At 46.1% G+C, this 22,471-nt stretch carries 21 protein-coding genes and 1 pseudogene; 14 read left to right on the forward strand and 8 right to left on the reverse strand.

Features of this window, described 5'->3' with window-relative positions; translation table 11 throughout:
• The first annotated feature begins 43 nt into the window (after positions 1-43).
• The 8 genes and pseudogenes from F453_RS0100375 (at position 44) to F453_RS15940 (ending at position 8,530) form a co-directional block, all read left to right on the forward strand.
• Complete coding sequence (locus F453_RS0100375) at positions 44-499, forward strand: copper resistance protein NlpE N-terminal domain-containing protein (protein WP_018966218.1); 456 nt, start codon at positions 44-46, stop codon at positions 497-499.
• 215 nt (positions 500-714) lie between these two features.
• Positions 715-2,058: an NAD(P)/FAD-dependent oxidoreductase gene (locus F453_RS0100380; protein ID WP_018966219.1), complete on the forward strand. Its 1,344-nt coding sequence runs from the start codon at positions 715-717 to the stop codon at positions 2,056-2,058.
• A gap of 149 nt (positions 2,059-2,207) precedes the next feature.
• Positions 2,208-3,938, forward strand: a complete 1,731-nt coding sequence (gene lysS / locus F453_RS0100385) for a lysine--tRNA ligase (protein ID WP_009235252.1) — start codon at positions 2,208-2,210, stop codon at positions 3,936-3,938.
• A 146-nt stretch (positions 3,939-4,084) separates the two neighbouring features.
• The gene (locus tag F453_RS0100390) at positions 4,085-5,080 is read left to right on the forward strand and encodes an NAD(P)H-dependent glycerol-3-phosphate dehydrogenase (RefSeq protein WP_009235253.1); all 996 of its coding nucleotides are present in this window, start codon (positions 4,085-4,087) and stop codon (positions 5,078-5,080) included.
• Positions 5,081-5,097: 17 nt separating this feature from the next.
• Positions 5,098-5,937 (forward strand): hypothetical protein, encoded by an 840-nt coding sequence (locus F453_RS0100395; RefSeq protein ID WP_009235254.1) that lies wholly within the window; start codon positions 5,098-5,100, stop codon positions 5,935-5,937.
• A 45-nt stretch (positions 5,938-5,982) separates the two neighbouring features.
• Complete coding sequence (locus F453_RS0100400) at positions 5,983-7,332, forward strand: glucose-6-phosphate isomerase (protein ID WP_018966220.1); 1,350 nt, start codon at positions 5,983-5,985, stop codon at positions 7,330-7,332.
• A gap of 82 nt (positions 7,333-7,414) precedes the next feature.
• Positions 7,415-8,152, forward strand: a pseudogene (locus F453_RS15935) (inorganic diphosphatase); the annotation flags it as partial.
• A gap of 51 nt (positions 8,153-8,203) precedes the next feature.
• Positions 8,204-8,530 carry a DUF4180 domain-containing protein gene (locus tag F453_RS15940; protein WP_169333976.1) on the forward strand — a complete coding sequence of 109 codons (327 nt, stop codon included), beginning with the start codon at positions 8,204-8,206 and terminating at the stop codon, positions 8,528-8,530.
• A 330-nt stretch (positions 8,531-8,860) separates the two neighbouring features.
• Here F453_RS15940 and F453_RS15945 read toward each other — a convergent pair whose 3' ends face one another.
• The 6 genes from F453_RS15945 to cobU all read right to left on the reverse strand — a co-directional run bounded on the left by F453_RS15945 (position 8,861) and on the right by cobU (position 14,038).
• Entirely contained in the window at positions 8,861-9,088 is a 228-nt protein-coding gene (locus F453_RS15945) for a hypothetical protein (protein WP_081619089.1), read from the reverse strand.
• Between the two features lie 217 nt (positions 9,089-9,305).
• Positions 9,306-10,862, reverse strand: a complete 1,557-nt coding sequence (locus tag F453_RS0100410) for a PAS domain-containing protein (RefSeq protein ID WP_018966222.1) — start codon at positions 10,860-10,862, stop codon at positions 9,306-9,308.
• A gap of 190 nt (positions 10,863-11,052) precedes the next feature.
• On the reverse strand, positions 11,053-11,583 hold the full coding sequence (cobC, locus tag F453_RS0100415; RefSeq protein ID WP_018966223.1) for an alpha-ribazole phosphatase: 531 nt from the start codon (positions 11,581-11,583) through the stop codon (positions 11,053-11,055).
• A 15-nt stretch (positions 11,584-11,598) separates the two neighbouring features.
• Positions 11,599-12,417, reverse strand: a complete 819-nt coding sequence (locus F453_RS0100420) for an adenosylcobinamide-GDP ribazoletransferase (RefSeq protein ID WP_025789846.1) — start codon at positions 12,415-12,417, stop codon at positions 11,599-11,601.
• The gene (gene cobT / locus F453_RS0100425; protein WP_018966225.1) at positions 12,392-13,438 is read right to left on the reverse strand and encodes a nicotinate-nucleotide--dimethylbenzimidazole phosphoribosyltransferase; all 1,047 of its coding nucleotides are present in this window, start codon (positions 13,436-13,438) and stop codon (positions 12,392-12,394) included. The genes F453_RS0100420 and cobT overlap by 26 nt, the downstream gene beginning before the upstream one ends.
• A gap of 72 nt (positions 13,439-13,510) precedes the next feature.
• A complete protein-coding gene (cobU, locus tag F453_RS0100430) occupies positions 13,511-14,038 on the reverse strand; it encodes a bifunctional adenosylcobinamide kinase/adenosylcobinamide-phosphate guanylyltransferase (RefSeq protein ID WP_018966226.1) in 528 nt (175 codons plus the stop codon).
• A 217-nt stretch (positions 14,039-14,255) separates the two neighbouring features.
• On the opposite strand from cobU, the gene F453_RS0100435 reads away from it, so the two are divergent.
• Together F453_RS0100435 and F453_RS0100440 are read left to right on the forward strand one after the other, a co-directional pair.
• The gene (locus tag F453_RS0100435; protein WP_018966227.1) at positions 14,256-15,407 is read left to right on the forward strand and encodes an OmpA family protein; all 1,152 of its coding nucleotides are present in this window, start codon (positions 14,256-14,258) and stop codon (positions 15,405-15,407) included.
• Between the two features lie 373 nt (positions 15,408-15,780).
• On the forward strand, positions 15,781-16,548 hold the full coding sequence (locus tag F453_RS0100440; RefSeq protein WP_018966228.1) for an acyl-[acyl-carrier-protein] thioesterase: 768 nt from the start codon (positions 15,781-15,783) through the stop codon (positions 16,546-16,548).
• A 119-nt stretch (positions 16,549-16,667) separates the two neighbouring features.
• Here the strand turns inward: F453_RS0100440 and F453_RS0100445 are convergent, their stop codons facing one another.
• Complete coding sequence (locus F453_RS0100445; protein ID WP_018966229.1) at positions 16,668-17,528, reverse strand: FimB/Mfa2 family fimbrial subunit; 861 nt, start codon at positions 17,526-17,528, stop codon at positions 16,668-16,670.
• Positions 17,529-17,960: 432 nt separating this feature from the next.
• On the opposite strand from F453_RS0100445, the gene F453_RS0100450 reads away from it, so the two are divergent.
• The 4 genes from F453_RS0100450 to F453_RS0100465 are packed head-to-tail and all read left to right on the forward strand — an operon-like array spanning position 17,961 to position 20,211.
• Positions 17,961-18,431: a GFO_1088 family ECF-type sigma factor gene (locus F453_RS0100450; RefSeq protein WP_018966230.1), complete on the forward strand. Its 471-nt coding sequence runs from the start codon at positions 17,961-17,963 to the stop codon at positions 18,429-18,431.
• Complete coding sequence (locus tag F453_RS0100455; protein ID WP_018966231.1) at positions 18,424-18,873, forward strand: PG0215 family putative anti-sigma factor; 450 nt, start codon at positions 18,424-18,426, stop codon at positions 18,871-18,873. The genes F453_RS0100450 and F453_RS0100455 overlap by 8 nt, the downstream gene beginning before the upstream one ends.
• A 26-nt stretch (positions 18,874-18,899) precedes the next feature.
• Positions 18,900-19,337, forward strand: coding sequence for a DUF6108 family protein (locus F453_RS0100460; protein WP_025789845.1), 438 nt, complete (start codon positions 18,900-18,902; stop codon positions 19,335-19,337).
• Between the two features lie 10 nt (positions 19,338-19,347).
• A complete protein-coding gene (locus tag F453_RS0100465) occupies positions 19,348-20,211 on the forward strand; it encodes a hypothetical protein (RefSeq protein WP_018966233.1) in 864 nt (287 codons plus the stop codon).
• A gap of 513 nt (positions 20,212-20,724) precedes the next feature.
• Here the strand turns inward: F453_RS0100465 and F453_RS0100475 are convergent.
• On the reverse strand, positions 20,725-22,428 hold the full coding sequence (locus tag F453_RS0100475) for a putative transporter (RefSeq protein ID WP_018966235.1): 1,704 nt from the start codon (positions 22,426-22,428) through the stop codon (positions 20,725-20,727).
• Positions 22,429-22,471 lie beyond the last annotated feature (43 nt).

The following is a 22,471-nucleotide window of genomic DNA, read 5'->3' on the forward strand; positions in this document are numbered from 1 at the left end:
TTCTAAGTTTGCAACCGATTTTAATTCAAACATAAAGAGAAACATGAAAAAGTTATTAATGATGGTAGCTGCTTGCGCAGTTATCGCTTCTTGCAACCAAAAGGGTAAGAATGCAAATGTAGAGAATCCTCAGGATTCTGTAATGGCTGTTGATACTACGGCTGTAGGCATGACTTATAGCGGAACTATTCCTGCTGCTGATGGTCCTGGTATCAAGTATACTGTTACTTTGGCTGGCGACTCTGCAAAAACCTTCACTATGGAAGAGGTTTACTTGCAAGCTAAAGACGGCAAAGACGACGTGAAGACCTACAAGGGAGATGTTGAAACGATTAAGAAAGACGTTAAGGGAAAAGCTGTAACGGCTTACAAGTTGGCTATGGATAAGGACAATGCTCTTTATCTGCTCGTGAAAGATGACGCTACTTTGAGCGTTGTTAACGATCAGCTGGAAGAAGCTGCCAGTGGAAACAACTACGACTTGAAGTTGGTTAAGTAATCCCGACATCAATTAAGTAAATATCTTTTTTTCATCCCGTGCGGTGTGGTGTTAGCCTTGCCGTGCGGGATGAATCCGTTTAGGCTATCGCATTTAAGCGTGTCACATACCGCATTTTTCTGTCTGACCATGTCTTTTTCGCAATAAAATATGTAATTTTGCATATTCGGGCAAGGCCCGAGCAAAAGATTGTTTTAGGTTAAAAAGGTAAAGACATGAGTCTAAATATAGCAAAAGACGGCCGCAAGCGAATTGTGATAGTTGGCGGTGGCTTTGGTGGCTTGCAGCTGGCAAATGGGCTAAAAGGCACCGATTATCAAGTGATACTTATCGATAAGAATAATTATCACCAGTTCCCACCACTTATTTATCAGGTGGCATCAGCAGGAATGGAGGCCAGTTCCATATCATTTCCATTCCGAAGAAACTTTCAAAAGCGCAAGAACTTTTATTTCCGAATGGCCGAATTGCGTGCCATCTTCCCCGAAAGGAAAATTATTCAGACTTCAATAGGGAAGGTGGAGTATGATTATTTGGTGCTAGCGGCCGGCACTACCACCAATTTCTTTGGCAATAAGAACGTTGAACAGCAGGCCATGCCTATGAAAACGGTAGACGAGGCCATGGGTTTGCAGAACGCTATACTGGCGAACATCGAGCGTGCCATAACCTGTTCCACAAAGCAAGAGCAACAAGAACTACTCAATGTGGTAGTGGTTGGCGGTGGAGCGACGGGCGTTGAGATTGCTGGAGTGCTTTCTGAGATGAAACGCACAATTCTTCCACACGACTATCACGACCTAGACCCTAGCCTGATGAACATCTATCTCATTGAGGCTAGCAATCGTTTGTTGTCGGCTATGTCGCCCGAATCGTCGTCGGCGGTGGAAAAATATCTACGTGAAATGGGTGTGAACATCTTGCTTAACAAGATGGTGACCGACTATAAGGACCATAAGGTGATGCTGGCAGATGGTTCTTCCATCTCCACACGTACGTTTATCTGGGTGAGTGGTGTGGCCGGGCAGCCTGTAGGCAATCTCGATGCAAATCATTTAGGACGTGGACGACGCATCAAAGTTGATTCTTTTAACCGCATTGAAGGGCTTGAAGACGTGTTTTGTATAGGTGATCAGTGCTTGGTTGAAGGCGATAAAGATTACCCAAACGGGCATCCGCAGCTGGCACAGGTGGCTATCCAGCAGGGTGCAAACCTGGCCAAGAACCTCAAGCGCATGATAAAAGGAAAACCGTTTACCCCTTTCCGTTACAAAAACTTAGGTGCAATGGCCACCGTTGGGCGAAACAAAGCTGTGGCCGAGTTTGCAAAAATCAAGATGAAAGGCTTTTGGGCATGGTTTATGTGGCTCGTTGTGCACCTCCGTTCCATATTAGGCGTGCGCAATAAGATGGTGGTTTTGCTCAATTGGATGTGGAACTACTTCAACTATAATCAGTCATTACGCATGATTTTCTATCCCAAGAAGGCTAAGGAGATACGAGATAGGGAAGAACGCGAGGCCAAAATGCATTGGGGAGAAGACCTGATGGAGCGATAAACGCAAAGGAAGTGAGAGAAAAGAACATGCCAAATGTCTTGGCATAAAACACCGAATGTCCCCAAAGTCTAAAACTTAGGCGGACGGACGTTCACCCTTTCACTTTTTTTTCGTACTTTTGCAATCATAAAGCACATAGTAAGAAAAGTATGAACGTATTAGAACTAAGTGAGCAGGAGATAGTAAGAAGACAGAGCCTGCAAGAGTTGCGCGACTTGGGAATCGACCCTTATCCCGCGGCAGAGTATCCCACTGATGCTTTTTCAACCGATATAAGAGACAATTTTAAGGACGACGAGCAGCGCCAAGTATGCATTGCGGGTCGTATGATGACACGCCGTGTGATGGGAAAGGCCAGCTTTATGGAGCTACAAGACTCCAAAGGCCGTATTCAGGTGTATATTACTCGCGACGACATTTGCCCCGATGAGAACAAGGAACTGTACAACACGGTGTTCAAACGCTTGCTCGACATCGGCGACTTTGTGGGCGTAAAGGGTTTCGTATTCCGCACACAGACGGGCGAAATATCTGTTCACGCCAAAGAACTCACGCTGTTGAGCAAGAGTATAAAGCCACTTCCCATCGTGAAATATAAGGACGGGGTGGCCTACGACAAGTTCGACGACCCCGAATTGCGTTTCCGTCAACGCTATGTAGACCTCGTTGTGAATGAAGGCATTAAGGAAACGTTCTTGAAACGCGCAAAGGTAATCAGCACCATGCGCCAATTCTTCGACGAAGCAGGCTATACCGAGGTGGAAACACCTACGCTGCAAAGCATTGCGGGCGGAGCAACTGCGCGCCCATTTATTACGCATTTCAATGCGCTGAATCAGGAAATGTTTCTGCGTATCGCCACCGAGCTTTATCTAAAGCGACTCATCGTTGGTGGATTTGAGGGCGTTTACGAAATTGGAAAGAACTTCCGAAACGAGGGAATGGACAGAACGCACAATCCAGAGTTTACCCTGATGGAGCTTTATGTACAATATAAAGACTACAACTGGATGATGTCGTTCACCGAACGTTTGCTCGAAACTATCTGTGTAGCCGTTAACGGAAAGCCCGAAAGCGTTGTAGACGGTCAGGTTATTAGCTTTAAGGCTCCCTATCGTCGCTTGCCCATCCTCGATGCCATAAAAGAGAAGACCGGTTACGACCTCGATGGCAAGACTGAAGACGAGATCAGGCAGGTGTGCAAGGAGTTGAAGCTAGACATAGACGAAACGATGGGTAAGGGAAAGCTTATCGACGAGATTTTCGGAGAGTTCTGCGAAGGTCAGTTTATTCAGCCTACGTTCATCACCGATTATCCAGTGGAGATGAGTCCGCTAACGAAGATGCACCGTTCTAAACCCGGACTGACCGAGCGTTTCGAACTGATGGTGAACGGAAAAGAGCTGGCCAATGCCTATTCTGAGCTTAACGACCCCATCGATCAAGAGGAACGCTTCGTTGAACAGATGAAACTGGCTGACAAAGGTGATGATGAAGCGATGATTATCGACAAGGATTTCTTACGCTCTTTGCAGTATGGCATGCCCCCAACGTCGGGTATCGGCATCGGTATAGACCGCCTCGTGATGCTCATGACGGGTCAAACTGCCATTCAAGAGGTGCTGCTTTTCCCGCAGATGCGTCCCGAAAAGACCATCCCGAAGAGCACTGTGGCCGAGTGGCAAGCATTGGGTGTGCCTGCTGAATGGGTGCCCGTGTTCAACAAGGCTGGATATAACCTTATCTCTGACATAAAAGAGGTGAAGGCGCAAAAGCTGCAAATGGACGTTTGCAACGTAAACAAGAAATATAAATTAGGTTACGAGAACCCGAAGGTGGACGCCTTCCAAGCTTGGATAGACAAGGCCAACGAAGGCTAAGGTATTGGCTAGGGGTTGAAAGGAAACGTGTTAGGTTTAGGCCTTTGTTTTCCTTTCCACCCTTTTGCCATGCTTTTTCCGAGGATTAAAGGGCAATGTTTACCTGTCTCCTCACTCCTTCTCACCTTTAACCCTTTCACTTAACCATGTTTAATTGCGGTAAAATAGCAATAGTGGGAGGTGGTAGCTGGGCTACTGCCATTGCCAAAATCGTGGTGCGGCACACGCATCACATCGGCTGGTATATGCGCCGCGACGACCGTATAGACGACTTCAAACGCTTGGGGCACAACCCTGCCTATCTGATGAGCGTGCATTTTAACGTAGACGAAATTTACTTTTCGAGCGACATCAACAAGATTGTGGAGAACTACGACACGCTTGTGTTCGTTACGCCCTCACCTTATTTGAAGAGTCATCTCAAAAAGTTGAAGACGCGTTTGCACGATAAGTTTGTCGTTACGGCCATTAAGGGGCTCGTGTCTGAAGACAATTTGCTTTGCTCCGAGTTTTTCCATCAGGTGTACGACGTGCCTTATGCCAACATCGCTTGCATCGGTGGCCCGTCGCACGCTGAAGAAGTGGCCCTCGAAAGATTGTCGTATCTTACCGTGGGCTGTGCCGACAGGGAGAAGGCACAGGCTTTTACCGATATTTTAAGCAGCGATTTCATCAAGACGAAGACAAGTCAGGATGTCGTAGGTATTGAATATTCGTCGGTGCTAAAGAATGTCTACGCTATAGCGGCAGGCATTTGCAGTGGTTTGAAATATGGCGATAATTTCCAAGCGGTGCTCATGGCCAATGCCGTACAAGAGATGTCGCGTTTCCTTTCGGCAGTACATCCACTCGAACGCAATGTCTACGACAGCGTCTATCTTGGTGACTTGCTGGTTACGGGTTACTCCAACTTCTCGCGAAACCGCACCTTTGGTACAATGATTGGCAAGGGGTATAGCGTGAAAAGCGCACAAATAGAAATGGAAATGATTGCCGAAGGCTATTTTGGTACGAAGTGCATGAAAGAGACCAATAGACATCTGCACGTGAACATGCCCATTCTTGATGCCGTATATAATATATTGTACGAGAAGATTTCGCCACAAGTGGAGATAAAGTTGCTTACCGATAGCTTTAGATAATCAAAAACCCACACGATATGAAAAAGGTTATCCTTATCTTGATGTCCTTTCTTTGCGTCCAGATAGCTGAGGCAAAAAAGAACGTAACCACCCTTCCTTCACCCGAAGCGTTGGCTGCCATCAATGACAGTATCATCAAGGAAGGGCATCAATTGTATCTATTTGAAAAGCTGAACTGGGAACTCACCGATCTCTTTCTTGCACATCATAGAAGGGAAGAGATAGGTGGACAAATGACGTACAGGGCTAAAGACAGCACCATCATTGCCTTTTTTTGTGACAAGTCAATGAAAAATTGCTTATATGAGTTAAGGTACGAGAAGACATCCCCAAAGTTTATCGCTGTTGATTCTGTTCGTCCGCTTACTCAAGAAGAAAAAGAACTTGTTGTGCTGAAAGATGTCTTGATCGCCAAAATGGAGACATTGGCAGATAGTATCAATGGTGTTTCACCTGATTTCGGACAGTTTAATGCTAATATCATTCGCTTTAACGACCATATAACGCGGTTATATCTGCTGACAGGAACGGTAAAGCCGAGCATTATTCCCTTTGGAAATGATTACAGCTTCGACTTTACCAACGACAATCGCCTTGTCGCTTTCCGTCGTTATCACCGTTCATTAATTCCAACACAAACCAAGCATAAAGGTAAGACGGTAGTATCCACAATTCATTCTCACCTTAAAGATAACCCCTATATCACTGCGACAGACATTTGTAACTTTCTTCTTTACGGGCGAGATATTGCCGGTATGAAGTCGTTTCATGTTTATAGCACAGCTTGTGATTGCCTCTTTGCTTATTGGGATGGTGATAAGCCAGTCATTAAGATAGAGGAAATACCAGAGGAATAGGTTGCAATAATAATAAGATAAACATAGAATTTAAAGATAAATACAATGGAACGTATTCAATTAGACATCACCAAAGCCGCCCAATTTCTTAGCGAGGGCGCAGTGAAAGCCTACGAACCGCAAGTAAAAGCGGCACAAGAGGCTCTGGAAAATGGCAGTTGCCCTGGTAACGATTTCTTGGGTTGGCTGCATTTGCCCAGCTCCATCACACCCCAATTCCTAGACGAAGTGCAGGCAGTAGCCAACACTTTGCGTCAGAAATGCGAAGTAATCGTTGTTGCAGGTATTGGTGGAAGCTATCTCGGAGCACGTGCCGTAATCGAAGCTTTGGGAAATTCGTTCGCATGGCTTGTGGGTGATAAGACGAACCCCACTATTGTTTTTGCAGGAAATAACATAGGCGAAGACTATCTTTTCGAACTCTCCGAGTATCTAAAAGATAAGCGCTTCGGTGTGATCAACATCTCGAAGTCGGGTACTACCACCGAAACGGCTCTCGCATTCCGTTTACTTAAGAAGCAATGCGAAGAACAACGCGGTAAGGCCGATGCAAAAGACGTAATCGTAGCCATCACCGATGCCAAGCGTGGAGCAGCAAGGGCTGCCGCCGATAAGGAAGGTTATAAAACCTTTGTGATACCCGACAATGTGGGTGGACGCTTCTCGGTGCTAACACCTGTTGGCTTGCTGCCTATCGCTTGTGCTGGTTTCGACATTAAGGCGTTGGTTAATGGTGCTGCCGATATGGAGAAGGCCACTGCCCCCAGCGTGCCTTTTGCCGAGAACATCGCTGCCCAATACGCTGCTGTGCGCAACGCACTGTACACCGAGAAGGGAAAGAAAATCGAGATAATGGTAAACTATCAGCCTAAGTTGCACTTCATTGCCGAATGGTGGAAGCAACTTTACGGCGAAAGCGAAGGTAAGGAACACAAGGGCATTTTCCCTGCATCGTGCGACTTTACCACCGACCTGCACTCCATGGGACAGTGGATTCAAGAGGGCGAACGCAGTATCTTCGAGACGGTTATCAGTGTGGAACAACCTGCAAAGAAACTGTTGTTCCCCAGCGACGACGAGAACCTAGATGGCTTGAACTTCCTTGCAGGCAAACGTGTTGACGAGGTTAACAAGATGGCCGAGTTGGGAACGCTGCTCGCTCACGTAGATGGTGGCGTGCCAAATATCCGCATCATCGTGCCCGAACTGAACGAATATTACATCGGACAGTTGATTTATTTCTTCGAAATAGGTTGTGGCATCAGCGGAAACGTGCTTGGCGTGAATCCGTTCAACCAACCAGGTGTTGAGGCTTACAAGAAAAACATGTTTGCCTTGTTAGACAAACCTGGCTACGAAGCTGAGAGCAAGGCTATAAAAGAACGCCTGAAATAAACTCTATTAATATGCGAAACGCCTCTTCGCCTACAAAAACGAAGAGGCGTTTTGCTTGCTTTTATATACGCAAATGGATAATATGTATGCTCCCACTTCATGCAATTTGCCTTTTGGACATAAGCAAGAAGTAAAGCTTTATTTGGAAAAAAGCGGTTTCGACTCTTTTCAACCACGAGCCGTACTCTTTGATATGGATGGTGTGCTATACGACTCTATGCCCAACCATGCTCGTTGCTGGCAAGAGGCTATGGCTAAATTCGGACTGAAAATGACTGCTGCCGATGTGTATGCAACCGAAGGTATGCGTGGTGTAGAAACCATTCGGCTAATGGTAAAGGCTCAACAAGGTCGCGACATCTCTGAAGACGAGGCGCAAATGATGTATGATGAGAAAGCCCGACTTTTCGGATTGCTATCCAAAGCACCCATTATGGAGGGCGTTTTAGAGCTGATGGAGAAGATAAAGTTGGCTGGCATGCAGATTGTTGTTGTGACAGGGAGTGGCCAACGACCTCTGATCGAGCGTTTGCAACATGATTTTAAAGACTTCGTAACGGCCGATAAGATTGTTTCGGCATACGACGTAACTCGTGGGAAACCTGCTCCCGATCCTTATCTGATGGGTTTACAAAAGGCAGGCAATTTGCAACCATGGCAAGGAGTTGTGGTAGAAAACGCTCCAATGGGTGTGCGTGCAGGTGTGGCCGCACGCATCTTTACCATTGCCGTTAATAGCGGACCGCTGCCAAACGCTACTTTGGCCGGCGAAGGGGCAAACATCGTGTTCGACCGTATGACGCAATTGTGTGATGCGTGGGTGAGAAACATGCCCGAGTTTAGTTTTATATCACATACTGTTGGTAAGGCAATGGTGGCCGAAATTACTGCCAACGATATGCTTCTGGCATTCCCCGAAGATGCAAACGACCTTTTGGGAAACGCCTATTATCAGGGATTTGAGGGCATGATAATTTCTACCGATAAAATTTCGCCACGCTTTTTCGATCTCAAAACAAAGTTAGCAGGTGAGGTTTTGCAAAAGTTCTCTGCCTTTCGGATGCGTTTGGCCATCGTTGGAGATTTTTCGGCGTTTCCAAGTGAAAACCTTCAAAGTTTTATTTGCGAAAGCAATCGTGGCCGACTAATACACTTTTCGCCAACCACAGCCGATGCCCTAGCTTGGTTTGAAGCTTAGTTCTGTATGCGTTAAGGCTTTTGTGGCTTAATAAAAGCAGGCTTGAGAAGCAGCCATTTTACAGATCTCGACTTACCAATAACTAAATTCTAATGTATAAGAGATATTTATTTGAAAGTCGATAAATAAGGCCTAAAAACGCTGCTCTGTGTTTCTCGTGAGTTCGGGATAAGAGATACGCGCTATGTCAACTATCGCATAGCATTAGTTGGCGAGATCGCTATTCGTTTTTTATCTAATCTTGCTCAAGAAAGCATCGTCTCTTATCCCAAATCCACGTAACGTTTGATACTAGCTTGGCACTATCTAGGCGTGTCGTTCCACAGCCTATCACCGCCACCAACTCACCTTTCCTACCTCCAAACGCCATCTTTCATTCCTCACCCGATAAGCTCTTGTAGTGAGCTTTTTAACCTCTCGCCTTGTTACAGCTAAGATGGAAGCCTGTTCCAGATAAGTTGGAACAGGATTCCAATTCAACTGGAACAGCATTCCGGATAACATGGAACAGGCGTCCAAAAGATATTTAACGCGGCGTTTAATGTAATAATGCATCATCGGGGCTTAGAAGGCGCATTCCTGGAACGATGAAAATGCGAACGACGGAATGCTTAATTGGCGAGTTGGGGATAAGAAGCCATGTTGCTCTGATAAAATCTAAAAGCCGCCAAACGTAATTTTTGGAACCAGCTTAGCTAAAAAAACCGCCCGCAGAAGTGCTTGTTAGCGTTCCGCAGGCGGCCGGGTGTTACCCTGTCTAGTACCTAATTGAGATTTAATTTATAAGTTTCTTTATCCCTTCGATAAGTTTATCGAGTGGTATTCCCGAGCGTTCGCTCATCGTTTGTACGTTTGCTTTGCCCATCATGATTTTGCCTAGTGGGGTGTTGAGCATCTTAAACTTGGGGTCGAGCTCAGGTAGGCGACTTTTGAGGATGGGATATTGCTTGAGAAGATCTTTCAGGCGGGTTTGTGAAGTAATGTCTGTTATGGGTTCCACTGTCGTCTCTTCGTCTTCTGCTTCACCTTCTTCAGCTTGTTCTGCCTCTGCTCCATGGGCTTGTTCGTTAGTTGCAGGTGCATCGCCGTTGCTCCATGTGAGTAGTGTTTGCGAGCCTTCCAGTGCTCGGATGTGGGTGCAATCTTGCATCATCTCGAGTACGCCACGGAATTTACCATCCTTATCGCGTAAGGCCACATAGATGATGTAGATGAAAAGACCTGGTTTGTTAATCCAAAATTCGGCTTTGTCTTGTTCGCCACTCCGTAGTTTGTCTATCACCTCACGAACGATGTGGGCGCTTTTTCGTGGATGGCAGTTCATCACTTCGCGTCCGATAACGTTCTTGCTACGTGGGAATATACGGTGGTCGGTATCCGAATAGAAACAAACCAATTCGTTTTCGTCTACAAATGAAATGTCGATAGGCAGGTGCTTGTAAATGAGGTTCACCTGCTCGAGCGTTAGTTTGCCCGTGGTAACATCTAATTTGTCGCCTCCGCCAGCCGAATATCCGTATTTGGAGAGCAGCGCTTGCAGGTCGTTGGCAAAGTTTTCGTGTTCGTCGGGTTTAGATTCAGTCTTGGTTTCAGTGGTTTTGTGTTCAACTTCGAAGAAGGCAAAGCCGATTTCTTGGTCGCCACTCTTCATATCTTCAAACTCTTCTTCGTTGATAAGGGCCATCGACGTGGGGTAGAGAATAAACTCCTCTTTCTCCATTAGGTCGCGTGCGTAGAGCAGAACACGTTCTTGTTGTTTTATGAACGCGTCTTCTTGGTCTTCGCGTAGCAAGCGTTCTGCCTCACGAATTTCATCTCGCACCATGTCGTCGAAGGTCCACATCGTAGTTGTGGGGCGTGTAAATCCCTTGCGTTCGAGCACAGGGTAAAGTTGGTTTTGTTTTCGTTTGTAGTGTAAGGGGTATTGGCTAATCTTGTCGTACAGTTCAAGCCACTGGTTCTTTATCATTGGATATTGCACCAAGTCTTCCACCGCCAAGAGCAATCGCTTCATTTCCTCGTTCTCTTTAAGGTAATGCATGATGGGATGATCTGCCGGAAGATTGGGCATAGTGTTATCTATTTGGTCGCCCAACATGTTAATAATGGCGTGCACATCTTCGCGAATGCACTCGTCACTGGTCTCTTCGGTCATTGTTTGCTCTATGTAGGCCACGTGGTAGGCGCTAACTTTGCCTACGCGTTCTTTGATTTGTTGTCGGGCTTCATCGGCAGATAGTTGTCCGGCTTTGAATGCATTCTCTATTTCGAAAAGTGCTTTAAGTTTCTCGGGATCCATCGATGGGAGATAACCTTTCATTTTATGTTCCATGCTTGGCTTGTTTTTTATTTTGATTCTGTTGCAAATTTAGGTATAAATTGCAGCTCGTATGGTAACATTTGTTACTTTACGGATTTAAAAAAGGTTAAGAATTTGTGTGGTAGATGATGACAGTGTGCGTTAGTTCGTTTTTATTCTTCGGGTTCTCTGTTTCTTGTTTTGTTGGGGTGAAGTGGTGCGTTTAGATTGTTATTTTTAGCAATCCGCCAAAGGGTGTTAGGTTATCAAAGGCGTTCTCGCGCTTAAATAGTCCCGTGTAGATACCTGCACATATCAACACACCGCCATGGGCGAACACCACCACACGACGATGGGCTTGTGTTTTCAACATATTAAGGAAGCTGGAAACACGTGCATAGATGTCGGGAAAGCCTTCGCCGTTGGTTGTGCGCACGTTCATATAGTCGGCATACCAACGTTGAAGGTTATCGTCCATTATCTCATCGAAACGTTGCATCTCCCAATCGCCCATGTGCATTTCGCGTAATCGTGGGTCGATGGTGGCGTTTTCGAAGCCACAAAAGGAAGCGAGGCGTGTGGCGCGACTAAGCGGTGAACTGTAAGCTGCATCGAAAGGGGCATGAGCCAACAGGGCTGTGCGCGTGAGGGTGGCCTCTTGTTCGAAGGTGTCGGACAGTGCAACATCGGTCCAACCATAGCATGTGCCCTTGGCTACAGCCACGCTGGTGTGTCTTACGAGAATGATTTCCATATCTAAGAAGCGGATTTAAAGAGTGAGGGTAGAGGTGAGTAACACAACGGCCGTTAGATGGAATGCCAGTTCGCACAGCAGGAATACGGCTCCGCAGCAATCGCCCGTGTAGCCTTTGATACGACGAAGCATCAGTATATATAAGAAAAACATGGTGAGACAGGGTGCAGCAACAAGGAAATTCCAATCTAAACGCCCACTGCCCCAGTGACTATCGAAATAGAGAAGCCCAATAAACGGCGCAAGTCCTTGCACCATGAGCGAGAGACCTGCTAAGAGATTGAATTTGCGATATAGGTTATGGGCCTTGGCTTGTTCCTCTGTTCGGGCGTAGGGGAGTATCTGGGTGATTTGCCCAGCCACCATTTTACAAAACGGGTCGGCAGCACATGCAACGAGCGCAGCGTATAAAGGGCCAAGCGAAAGCATGCATGTGAAGAACAGGGCGAAGTAGACGATGAGCGAAAGAATGCCGAACGTGCCGATATGCGAGTCTTTCATGATGGCGAGAATGCGGCTGCGGTCTTTCCCGCCACCGCCAAACCCATCGAAAAAGTCGGCTAATCCGTCTTCGTGCAGTGCGCCCGTAATCAACAATCGTGCAGCGATGGCTGCCAAAAGAACAATGGGAAAGGGTAGGACCTTTGCCCCAAACCAGATGATAGCGCCCATTAAAGCGCCTGTTAGCCATCCGGCGAGTGGCCAGAACTCAACAACCGACTCGTAAGCGTCTTTCGGTGGCTGATGAATACGCCAGAAAGGAAGTCGGGTGAAGAAGATGAAGGCCGCCCAAGGACGGTCGTACCATTTAGAAGTATTTGTCGATATTCGCATCTTTGAAGTTGTTCATTTCGTTTATCATTCGTACCGAACTCTCGATTATAGGGTAAGCACACAGCGCACCAGTGCCTTCGCCTAGGCGCATGCCAAGTTGTAAGATGGGTTGTGCTTGCATCAGGGCCAGCAGTTGGCGATGTCCGCTCTCGTCGCCACAGTGTCCGAAGACGGCGTAATCAAGTACGGCAGGGTTTAGTTTGCTTGCGGCTAGCATGCAGGCAGACATAATGAAACCGTCAACCAGCACAATCATACGCAGTTCGGCAGCACGAAGCATCGCCCCGATGGCTGCTACCATTTCGAACCCACCAAAATATTGGATGATGGTTGAGGGGTCGTTGTGGGGCAGCGGTTGGCGTTTGAAGTTGCTAACGGCCTGTTCGAGTATGGCCAGCTTATGCTTTTCGCCCTCAGTGTTTAGTCCCGACCCGCTTCCTACGCAGCTGCTGAGCGGCAAATTGCCCCAAAGACTCATCCAAACGCTTGATGGAGAGGTGTTGCCGATGCCCATTTCGCCAAGACAAAGCACGTTGCAGCCCTTGGCGTTGCAGCTTTCTGCCAGTTCGCTACCCGTGTTGAGGGCTTGAAGCATTTGCTGTTGGCTCATGGCTGGTTCGTTAAGGAAGTTGCGTGTGCCGTTGGCAATCTTACGATTGAGTATTGTTGGGTGCCCCGATAGGTCGTGGTCTACCCCCATATCCACAAGTGTTAGTTCGAAACCATGTTGCTTACAGAAGAGGTTTACCCCACCTCCGCCATGTGTGAAGTTTATCATCTGCTGCCAAGTTACCGCCCTTGGCGACACACTTACTCCTTCGCGCTCTATGCCGTGGTCGGCTGCGAACAGCAGATGGCAGGGATGCGACAGGGTGGGAGATAGTGTGTGTTGCATCCGACAAATCCTGAAAGCAAGGGCTTCGAGCATCCCCAACGAACCTTTAGGTTTGTTGAGGTTGTCTATTTTCTGCCATACGAGGGCTTCGTCGAGTGTTAAAGGAGGTATGTTGAAGTGCATCATTGCGTGGAGTTGAGAAGTGTTGAGCGGGTGAAGGTGTTTGAAAGATGCTGCGTTGGGCAAGAGGTTTTAGCCCTATTTTATTTTTACCGCAATGCCACTAACCATGAGATAAACCTCATCAGCCTTAGTGGCGACATATTGGTTCATCCATCCTTGAAGGTCGGTAAAGCGACGTTGTAGGGCGTTGTTGCTTACTCCGCCACTTCCAATCTCGTTAGTAACGAAGATAAAGGTGGTTTCTTGGGCAGTAAGTTTATCGAACTCGGCCTTCAGTTCCTCAAGTGTCTTGTCTACATCTGGCAATGTTGAGGTGTCGTGATTTGCGTCGTAGAAAAAGTTGGTGCACCAAAGGGTGATGCAATCCACAACCACCACCTTATTATATAATAGGTGTTTGCTCAGTTTTTTTTCTTCTTCGATGTTGGTCCAGCATGCTCCGCGCCGTTCTTGATGCTTCGCAATGCGTTGTCTGAACTCATCGTCCCAAGCGTGAGCAGTGGCCAAGTACACCGGTGTAGGTGATAGGCTGAGTGCCATGCGCTCGGCTGTGATGCTCTTGCCGGATCGTTGCCCGCCCGTAATCAAAATGATTTTCTTCATGATGCGAAGTTACAAAAAAGGCGAAAGAGTGCGTAGAAAAGAACCATTTTTCTCGTTGTAAAGGTTAAATAGTGTTCCGTTTTATCTCTTTTTTGGGTAAATTAGGGGGTGAAATGCATCTTTTTTGAAGTTTTGTTTGGTGCTTACAGGTTTTTTCTTTTCCTTTGCAATCGTTTAGATTGAGATTTAAGACATTATCAAATTAAATTATTCAGGAATGAAAAAGTTGTTTACTCTTTTTGCTGCCGCTTCTTTGGCAGCTTCAGTTTCTGCACAAACAGTAACTGAAAGCAAAACTTTCGACAATTTCTACATTGGAGTTAATGGTGGTGTAACAACTAACACAACAGGTGTTAGATGGATGCATAACCTCAACCCTAACGCAGGTCTGCGTATCGGTCGTTACTTTACGCCCGTATTTGGTGTGGCAGTTGAAGGCAATGCTTACTTCTCTAACAAGCCAGGAGTGTCACATGGTACGTTCGTTCGTTTCATTAACAGCTCTGCTTTGGCAACCATCAACTTCAGCAACTGGTTTGGTGGCTACAAAGGTGAGCCCCGTACGTTCGAGGTTATCGGTTTGTATGGCTTCGGTTGGTTGCACACTTTCAACAACCAAGGCTGGAAAAACATAAACGCTCTTACCTCTAAGGCTGCTATCGACTTTGCGCTGAACTTTGGCGCTGCTAAACAATTCCAATTCTATGTTGAGCCCGCTATCGTGTATACGCTTAACGGTGCTGGTTACAGTGGTTTGGAATACAACCTCAATAAGTCGCGTGTTCAACTTAACGGAGGTTTGATTTATCGTTTCGGAAACTCTAACGGTTCGCACAACTTCACGGTTGCACAACTTCGTGATCAATCTGAAATCGATGGTTTGAATGCTCAGATCAACAGCCTTCGTGGTGACTTGAGCGGTAAAGAAAGCCGTTTGGCTGAGAAGGATCGTCAGATCGCTGACTTGCAAAAGGCATTGGATGACTGCAACAACCAACCCAAGACGATTGTTAAGAACGTGAAGTCGGAAACGGTTACCAACCTGCAACCCACCGTTCTCTTCCGTCAAGGTAAGTCGGTTATTGATCCCGCACAGTATGCTCCGCTGGAACTTATCGCTTCGTACATGAGAAATCATCCCGATGCTAAGGTAGAAATTCGCGGTTATGCTTCTCCCGAAGGTAGCGCTGAATTGAACCAAAAGCTTTCTAACGCTCGTGCACAAGCCGTTAAGGATGCACTTGTTAGAAAGTACAAGATTGCTGCTAGCCGCCTTACCACTAAGGGTATGGGTGTAACAGACACGCTGTTTGAAGAGGTTTCTTTCAACCGTGTTGCTACTTTCAACGACAGTACTAAGGGCGAATAATTTTCGTAACTAGCAAACAAAGATAAGTCCCGACATTCGAAAGAGTGTCGGGACTTTCTTATTTATAGGGTTAGGCAATATACAGACATGATGATGAAAGCTACGCAAGGGTACTGTCTGACAAGTCTGACCTTTTCTATTGATAAGTTTATTCTCGCCCATCAAACCATTCTAAATGTGCAAAGACCTTATTAATTGTCAACAAACTTGGGATGTAACATATTTTCTGACTACCTTTGTAGCCGTAAAATGGGGCAAGTATACCGTAAATGGTGCAGGGTAAGCCCACAATATGGCGCATCTTAGCCTATATTATTCTATGAGGGGTAATAGCTTTGGTGCAATTTGTTTTCAATTTAAACCGATAAGTATTATGACGTTAGATAAGATAGGAAAGTACGAATTCTTAATAGAACCATTTCATTGCGACTTCTCACAACGCCTTTTTATGGGACATTTAGGTAACCACTTGCTGAACGCAGCCGACTTCCATTCGAACGATAGGGGATTTGGTATGAACTATTTAAGTACCATACAGAAGACGTGGGTGCTTTCGCGGTTGGCCATTGAACTTGAAAGCTTGCCCAAGGCGTACTCGCGTATGAGCGTGGAGACATGGGTTGATGGCGTGATGCGTTTTTTCACCCATCGTAACTTTAAGATGACAGATGCAGAAACGGGTGTTGTTTATGGCTACGGGCGTAGTGTGTGGGCCATGATTGATACGGAAACGCGACAGCCTGCCGACATTCTAGCCGTAAAGGAAGGTAGCATCGTAAATTATGTTGACGATGTTACACCTTGTCCCATTGAAGCTTCTTCGCGCGTAAAGATAGGTGGAGAGGCAGACCTAGTGGGTTCTGTTGAAACCCATTACAGTGATGTTGACATTAATGGACATATCAATAGTGTGAAGTATCTTGAGCATCTTTTCGACTTGATGACTGAATCGTGGCATCAAGTTTATCGTGTTCAGCGCGTGGATGTGGCATACGTGGCCGAGAGTCACTTTGGAGATGTGTTACATTATTATAAGGAAGAGGTGGCACCAGACGAAGAACTTTATCGAATTGTGAAGTGTACGCCAGCTGGAGAAACGGCTGAAGTGTGCCGTGTGGCTGTGAAGTGGGTGGCGAAATAAGCTTTTTGTAGCCCGCCTTATGCCTTATCTTGGCGTGCCAAGATCTTTGCTCTCATTGATGAAAAAACGTTTTGCTGGTTCTTTTCTTGTTGCTTATAGCTTTTTAGAAATCCCTTACCTCATTTCTCTTCAACGTGTCCACCTTTCGAAAGGGCGTCAACAAAGTCGTTAGGAAGGTTGCATTTGTAGCACGTTCTCATACCAACTTTTACCGGTACGTCCTGATAATCCTCCTCATACAAGGTGTTACCATTCTTGTCGTTGAAGCTAACCTTAATCTTCAAGCCATCGCTTTCGCGACGTGGAAAAGTGTAGATGGCGAGTGTTGGCGGTGTGGTTCTCATTGATTCACTAACTTCGCGCGTTTCGGTTTCACGAGAAGCAACGCATCCTTCAAGGCTTTTAGCGTCTAACGTGCTGCTTCCACCCGTGTACTTAAATTCCACCTGTGTCACGTTTTGTGGTAAGGGGCTAGTGACGGCTAGTTGGAACATGGCCGTTACGCGTGTCATGGGTAAGGTATAGGTTGACTTACCCGACACAGTTATTTCTCCATTGTAGATGTATGTGTCGGTAACTTTGTTCTTATAGAAGGTTATTCGCTGTGCATTGGTGATGGTTGCGTGGCCCATTCCTGCATGAGTCACAGCCACAACGCTATATGTACCATCGTCTAGTCGCAAGGATGGTTTCATAAATAAGTCGTTGTCTGCCGACAAGTGCACACTCTTCACACGTTTACCGCTCTTAAACACACTCACGCTTAACTGGGTTAAGGGTGCATTTTTAATAGCGTATGGAGGGCTAGCCTCACCTATTTCCGCGTAGGGCTCTGTAGTTGGAGCTTCAAAGATGAGCGTTATTCCATCGGATTCAGCCACCTTTTCATGCTCGTTTTCAACTACTGGTTTCTCGCACGCTACAAAAAACAAAGCCAAAATACAAGTAAACGCGTATGCCAATCGTTTGTTGTTTGTCATGATATGTAGGTTCTAGTAATACTACAAAAGTAGTAAAAAAACATGAAACGTCATGTTTCATTATGAAATGTTTCGCTAAACAACCAGATTTTCTATGCTATCATTCTTTTTTTATGTAATTTCATCGTTTATTTTTCGCACAGAACACAAGACAATGCTAGTTTGAGATAAGAAGTTATTTTTCTTGCGTAAGAGAAGGTAGACAAATCGTAGTGTATGCTTATTTGTAATTAGATTAATCTTTATATGATAGGGCGTTAAACACTGATTCTTTACAAGCAGGTGTTGACTGTTCTTATCCGGGTCGCTCACTGAAGTATGAGAAATGAATAGTTTCAAATCTCTTTTTATTTGATTTAATACAAGAAAAACGTATTTTTGTGTCACAAAAGACAAAGTCTTGCGTACTATAAGTAAATAACAGAACATCAGATGACCGTCGACGAATATAAAGAAGAGGTGGAACGTAACAGACCACGCATGCTTTCCGTTGCTCGCAGCTATCTAAAAGCTAGCGAAGAGGCTGAAGATGTTGTGCAGGATGTGCTGCTGAAGCTCTGGCAATTGCTCGACAAGCTGCGTATTCCCATGGGGCCTTTAGCTTTGGTGCTGGTGAGAAACCGCTGTGTTGATTGTTTACGGCGACTCCAAACCACCATTGATATTCCCGAAAACGTGGCGGAGAGCGAGCCAGCATGTGATGAACGCTATGAAAAGGTGATGCAGCTCGTTGACAAACTGCCCACGATGCAGCAGACAATCATGCGGCTTCGTCACATGGAAGGCATGGAAATGTATGAGATTGCAGAACTCACGGGAAGTAAGGAAGCGGCTGTCAGAAAGTCGTTGAGCCGTGCACGACAGGCCATCAGACAGCAATTTAAACAACAAAGCAATGAATAAGGACGAAGAAATCAGGATTTTAGTCGCTCGCTTCATGGATGGTGACACCACACTTGATGAAGAAAGTAAGCTTTATTGCTATTTTTCTGGCAATGAGGTGTCAGATGACTTGCTACCGATGCGCGAATATTTCCGCTCGATTGCAGTCATGTGTACGCCCAAACGCAGTCAGTATAAAGGGAAACCTGTGTTGCTTGGCCTGCTTTCACGCCCGTTGTTCATTGGCATAGCTGCCTCAATTGCCTTGCTTGTAGCGGTGGGGGTGGGCAGCCTGTTGTGGCGATCAGAACCACAGGACTATTGCGAGGCTTACATCTACAATAGGTATGTGACTTCCCCTGGTACCGTAATGAAAGAGGTAGACGGAACACTGCAAGCCATTCGTCAGGATGGCGAATCAAACGTTGAAGGTCAGTTGCACAACATTTTCGGGAACCAATAAAAAAGGAAATGATTAAATACATCGTTATGAAACTTCGTTTTTTCTTAACAGCTATCGTGGCGCTTCTTGCCTTTGAGGCTCATGCTCAGCAAGGTTTGAACGTGAATGCTCTCTTTCAAGGTAAAGTGGTGCCGCATGAAGAGATGGTGGACGTCAGGGTGAAAGGCCGTGCCATCAGTAAATACAAACTTGATTTTTATCGCAGTATTCGTTTCAATGCTACCGAACAACAACGAAATGTGGTAGACGATTTGGTTGATAGCGACTGCAAAACGGCCATGGGAACGGAACAAACCACCCGAAACGGCATGACAACCCTTATCATGACGCTACCCAAACAGGGCAATATGAACCGATACCTGTGCTATCTTACCTGCCGAAAAGGGCGAACGACCATGATTACCGTGGTCTATATGGAAGGCAAAGTGGAAAGTATTGCCGAACTCAGGAAACTAATACATTAAGGATATAGTTATGAAAAAGATCTTCGTTTGCATGGCTTTGGCCTTTAGCATGGCAGCCAAAGCAACACCATCAGACAATGACACGGTAGTTGTTGAACGACCGCAGAAAGTGAGAATCATCACTGGTGACTCTGTACAAAGTGTGGAAGTGTGGGGTAAAGAGGGAAATCAAACCTTTCATTATGTGAGTAACATCCAGCTTGTCGACAGCAATTATGTGAGCACTTCGGCCATCAATGACGATACATGGAGCTTCTCTATTGCTGGTTTCAGTAAGCCGGGGAGGAAAAAATCCAGGACAGAGTGCTCGACTCACTTGGCTGTGGGCTTCAACAATGCCGTGGGAATGCCAACAGGTGCCGACATTCAGCCCTTCAAATCATGGGAGTTTTGGTGGATCGTGACCGATTGGACCTATCGTCCGTGGCGAAACAATCACTTTCTTTCAATGGGATTGGGGCTCGATTGGAGAAATTATCGCATGACTGACGATCTGCGTTTCGTGAAAGATAACCGCTCGGTGGCCCTCGACACTTACCCCATAGGAAGTACTCCCAAGTTCTCTCGTATCAAAGTTTTCAGCATCAACTTTCCTATCCGTTATGGATATGAAGGCAAATGGTTTGGTTTCAGCCTCGGTCCTGTGATCAATTTAAACACTTACGGCAGCCTGAAAACACGCTACGAAAAGGATGGTCACAAGGTGAAAGACGTGGACAAAGATGTACGTATCACTCCCGTTACAGTTGATTTCATGGGTACATTCTCTATTCGCGGTATTCCTGACTTTTATTTTAAGTATAGTCCTTGCAACTTATTGCGCGATGGCTACGGACCTAAGTTCAGAACCTTGTCGTTCGGCCTTATGTTTTAGCATGCCTATATATAGTAATAAGGTGGAAACTAGATCGGTTTTCACCTTATATATTGTCGTTCATATCAGCTATTCCCAATTAGTGTAACTGAGTAAAGACAACAAATTGGTTGCCTATGCGCGCATGTCACCATCAATCAGATGATCAAACTTACCACGGAATTGCTCAGCAAGGCACTTGTAGCCAAGAAAGATGAAGCACGCAAGGTAGAAGAACAAGATCGTAAAGTTAATCATGAAGAACCACTTGCGCCCCTTTAAGTGATAATGAAAAGGAGTCTGGCCAGCACCCAAGGTCGCATGCATAGGTGCTTTGAAGTTCTTAATGTATCAAAAGATTTCCAAAGCCATAGAAGAAATTAAGCCTCATGAACTTATCCCGAGTTGGCGAAAATAATGTAAGGCGGATACGGCTCATTAATGGAAAAGCCTACAACCAAAGAAGTTGGTTGTAGGCTTTTATTAGTTACAAATGTGGGACTCTTCGGCCCCGACGATGCTGCTATACAGTTTTTAAATTGAGCCACAGAAGAAAAGCACGATAAGCTGGGCAGTAAAAATGCGCAGGAACATGCTTAATGGATAAACGGTGGAGTAGCCGATGCCAGGTGCTTCACGTGAGCAAATCTGGTTAGCGTATGCCAATGCGGGTGGGTCTGTACAAGTACCGGCTAGCATTCCCATGATGGTGAAGTAATTAAACTTGTACACCAATCGGGTAATAGTACCGACAATAAGGATGGGAATAACTGTAATGATGAAACCTGTATATACATACTTAATTCCATCGCCTTGTATAACGGTGTCCCAGAAATGTGCACCCGCTTTAATTCCTACACTCGCAAGGAACAGCGCCAAGCCTATTTCACGGAGCATGAGGTTGGCAGATGTGGTGGTGTAGGTCACCAGCTTAAACTTATAACCAAAGCGACCAATGAGGATGGCGATAACCAACGGACCGCCTGCTATACCCAATTTAAGGGCAGCAGGTATACCATGAATGTGTAGAGGGATACTTCCGAAGAGAATGCCCACAATAATGCCGATGAAGATAGTGGCAATATTGGGTGCATCCAAACGGCGAGCAGAGTTACCCAGTACCTCGGCAACACGGTCAACGTGGTCTTCGGGACCGACAGCAACTACACGATCCCCAATTTGGAAACGGTGGCTTGGACTAGCAAAGAGGTTCATGCCTTGGCGAGTAATACGCGTAATGTTGACGCCGTAAACACTAGAGAAGTGCATTTCACGCAACAGTTTACCATTAATGGCAGGACGTGTAACCACGATACGCTTAGAAACCAAGGGTTGCTCTTTGTCTTCGTAAGCCCATTCTTCTGGTAACTCTTCGCCAATAAATACTTGAATAGCTTCTGCATCGCTCTCTGCACATACGATAAGGGCTTCGTCGCCTACCGAGAACACGGTATCTTGTTGAGGAATTACCACTTTCCCATCGTGATACAGCCTTGTGCAGACCATATCGCGGTTTAAGAACTCGGATATCTGGCCAAGGGTTCGCCCGTCAAGATACGAGTTGTTCACTCTCACGTGCATGACATATGGTTTGGCGTGTGGGTCTTCGCTTTCTTGAGCGGCAAGTTTATCTTCTTCTTCTTGCAAGTCTACGCGGCAGATGTACCTAACGGCGATGGTTGCACCGATGATACCTAGCACACCCAAAGGATAAGCACAAGCGTAGCCCGAGGCAATTTGTGGCAGGCCATTAGGGAACGAAGACTCTAAGCTTGTTAAAGCTTCGTTGGCTGCACCAAGACCAGGGGTGTTTGTTACGGCACCCGAAAGCGTTCCAACCATCATGGGGAGCGCATTCGGATCGCTTGTGTCGAAGAAGATGAAGTAGCAGGCAAACATCACGGCGACGTTCAATAGGATGAGGCTTACTGAAAGCAGGTTGAGCTTGATGCCACCTTTCTTGAAGCTTTCGAAGAAACCTGGACCAACTTGCAAACCAATACAGAAGACGAAAAGGATAAGTCCGAAGTCTTGCATAAAGGTAAGAATGTTGGTGGGAGCCGTGAATTTGATGTGGCCTGCCAAGATACCAACGAACAGAACGAAAGTTACTCCGAGGGAAATACCGCCCACTTTTATCTTTCCGAGCAGCACACCGCCTGCTATGACGACGGAGTAGAGCAGCACAATGTGTGCTACCGAATCGTTGACACTAAAGAGATTAATTAACCAGTCCATTTTTTACGAGGATAGGGTTGTTTTTAATAGTTATACATGTTGT

It is taken from the genome of Hoylesella loescheii DSM 19665 = JCM 12249 = ATCC 15930 (genome assembly GCF_000378085.1).
GTDB lineage: Bacteria > Bacteroidota > Bacteroidia > Bacteroidales > Bacteroidaceae > Prevotella > Prevotella loescheii.

Excerpts from the sequence above, each read along its gene's own strand:
- F453_RS0100375 (WP_018966218.1), top strand. The coding sequence starts at position 44 with ATGAAAAAGTTATTAATGATGGTAGCTGCTTGCGCAGTTATCGCTTCT.
- F453_RS0100380 (WP_018966219.1), top strand. The coding sequence starts at position 715 with ATGAGTCTAAATATAGCAAAAGACGGCCGCAAGCGAATTGTGATAGTT.
- lysS (WP_009235252.1), top strand. The coding sequence starts at position 2,208 with ATGAACGTATTAGAACTAAGTGAGCAGGAGATAGTAAGAAGACAGAGC.
- F453_RS0100390 (WP_009235253.1), top strand. The coding sequence starts at position 4,085 with ATGTTTAATTGCGGTAAAATAGCAATAGTGGGAGGTGGTAGCTGGGCT.
- F453_RS0100395 (WP_009235254.1), top strand. The coding sequence starts at position 5,098 with ATGAAAAAGGTTATCCTTATCTTGATGTCCTTTCTTTGCGTCCAGATA.
- F453_RS0100400 (WP_018966220.1), top strand. The coding sequence starts at position 5,983 with ATGGAACGTATTCAATTAGACATCACCAAAGCCGCCCAATTTCTTAGC.
- F453_RS15940 (WP_169333976.1), top strand. The coding sequence starts at position 8,204 with ATGGTGGCCGAAATTACTGCCAACGATATGCTTCTGGCATTCCCCGAA.
- F453_RS15945 (WP_081619089.1), bottom strand. The coding sequence starts at position 9,088 with ATGATGCATTATTACATTAAACGCCGCGTTAAATATCTTTTGGACGCC.
- F453_RS0100410 (WP_018966222.1), bottom strand. The coding sequence starts at position 10,862 with ATGGAACATAAAATGAAAGGTTATCTCCCATCGATGGATCCCGAGAAA.
- cobC (WP_018966223.1), bottom strand. The coding sequence starts at position 11,583 with ATGGAAATCATTCTCGTAAGACACACCAGCGTGGCTGTAGCCAAGGGC.
- F453_RS0100420 (WP_025789846.1), bottom strand. The coding sequence starts at position 12,417 with ATGCGAATATCGACAAATACTTCTAAATGGTACGACCGTCCTTGGGCG.
- cobT (WP_018966225.1), bottom strand. The coding sequence starts at position 13,438 with ATGATGCACTTCAACATACCTCCTTTAACACTCGACGAAGCCCTCGTA.
- cobU (WP_018966226.1), bottom strand. The coding sequence starts at position 14,038 with ATGAAGAAAATCATTTTGATTACGGGCGGGCAACGATCCGGCAAGAGC.
- F453_RS0100435 (WP_018966227.1), top strand. The coding sequence starts at position 14,256 with ATGAAAAAGTTGTTTACTCTTTTTGCTGCCGCTTCTTTGGCAGCTTCA.
- F453_RS0100440 (WP_018966228.1), top strand. The coding sequence starts at position 15,781 with ATGACGTTAGATAAGATAGGAAAGTACGAATTCTTAATAGAACCATTT.
- F453_RS0100445 (WP_018966229.1), bottom strand. The coding sequence starts at position 17,528 with ATGACAAACAACAAACGATTGGCATACGCGTTTACTTGTATTTTGGCT.
- F453_RS0100450 (WP_018966230.1), top strand. The coding sequence starts at position 17,961 with ATGACCGTCGACGAATATAAAGAAGAGGTGGAACGTAACAGACCACGC.
- F453_RS0100455 (WP_018966231.1), top strand. The coding sequence starts at position 18,424 with ATGAATAAGGACGAAGAAATCAGGATTTTAGTCGCTCGCTTCATGGAT.
- F453_RS0100460 (WP_025789845.1), top strand. The coding sequence starts at position 18,900 with ATGAAACTTCGTTTTTTCTTAACAGCTATCGTGGCGCTTCTTGCCTTT.
- F453_RS0100465 (WP_018966233.1), top strand. The coding sequence starts at position 19,348 with ATGAAAAAGATCTTCGTTTGCATGGCTTTGGCCTTTAGCATGGCAGCC.
- F453_RS0100475 (WP_018966235.1), bottom strand. The coding sequence starts at position 22,428 with ATGGACTGGTTAATTAATCTCTTTAGTGTCAACGATTCGGTAGCACAC.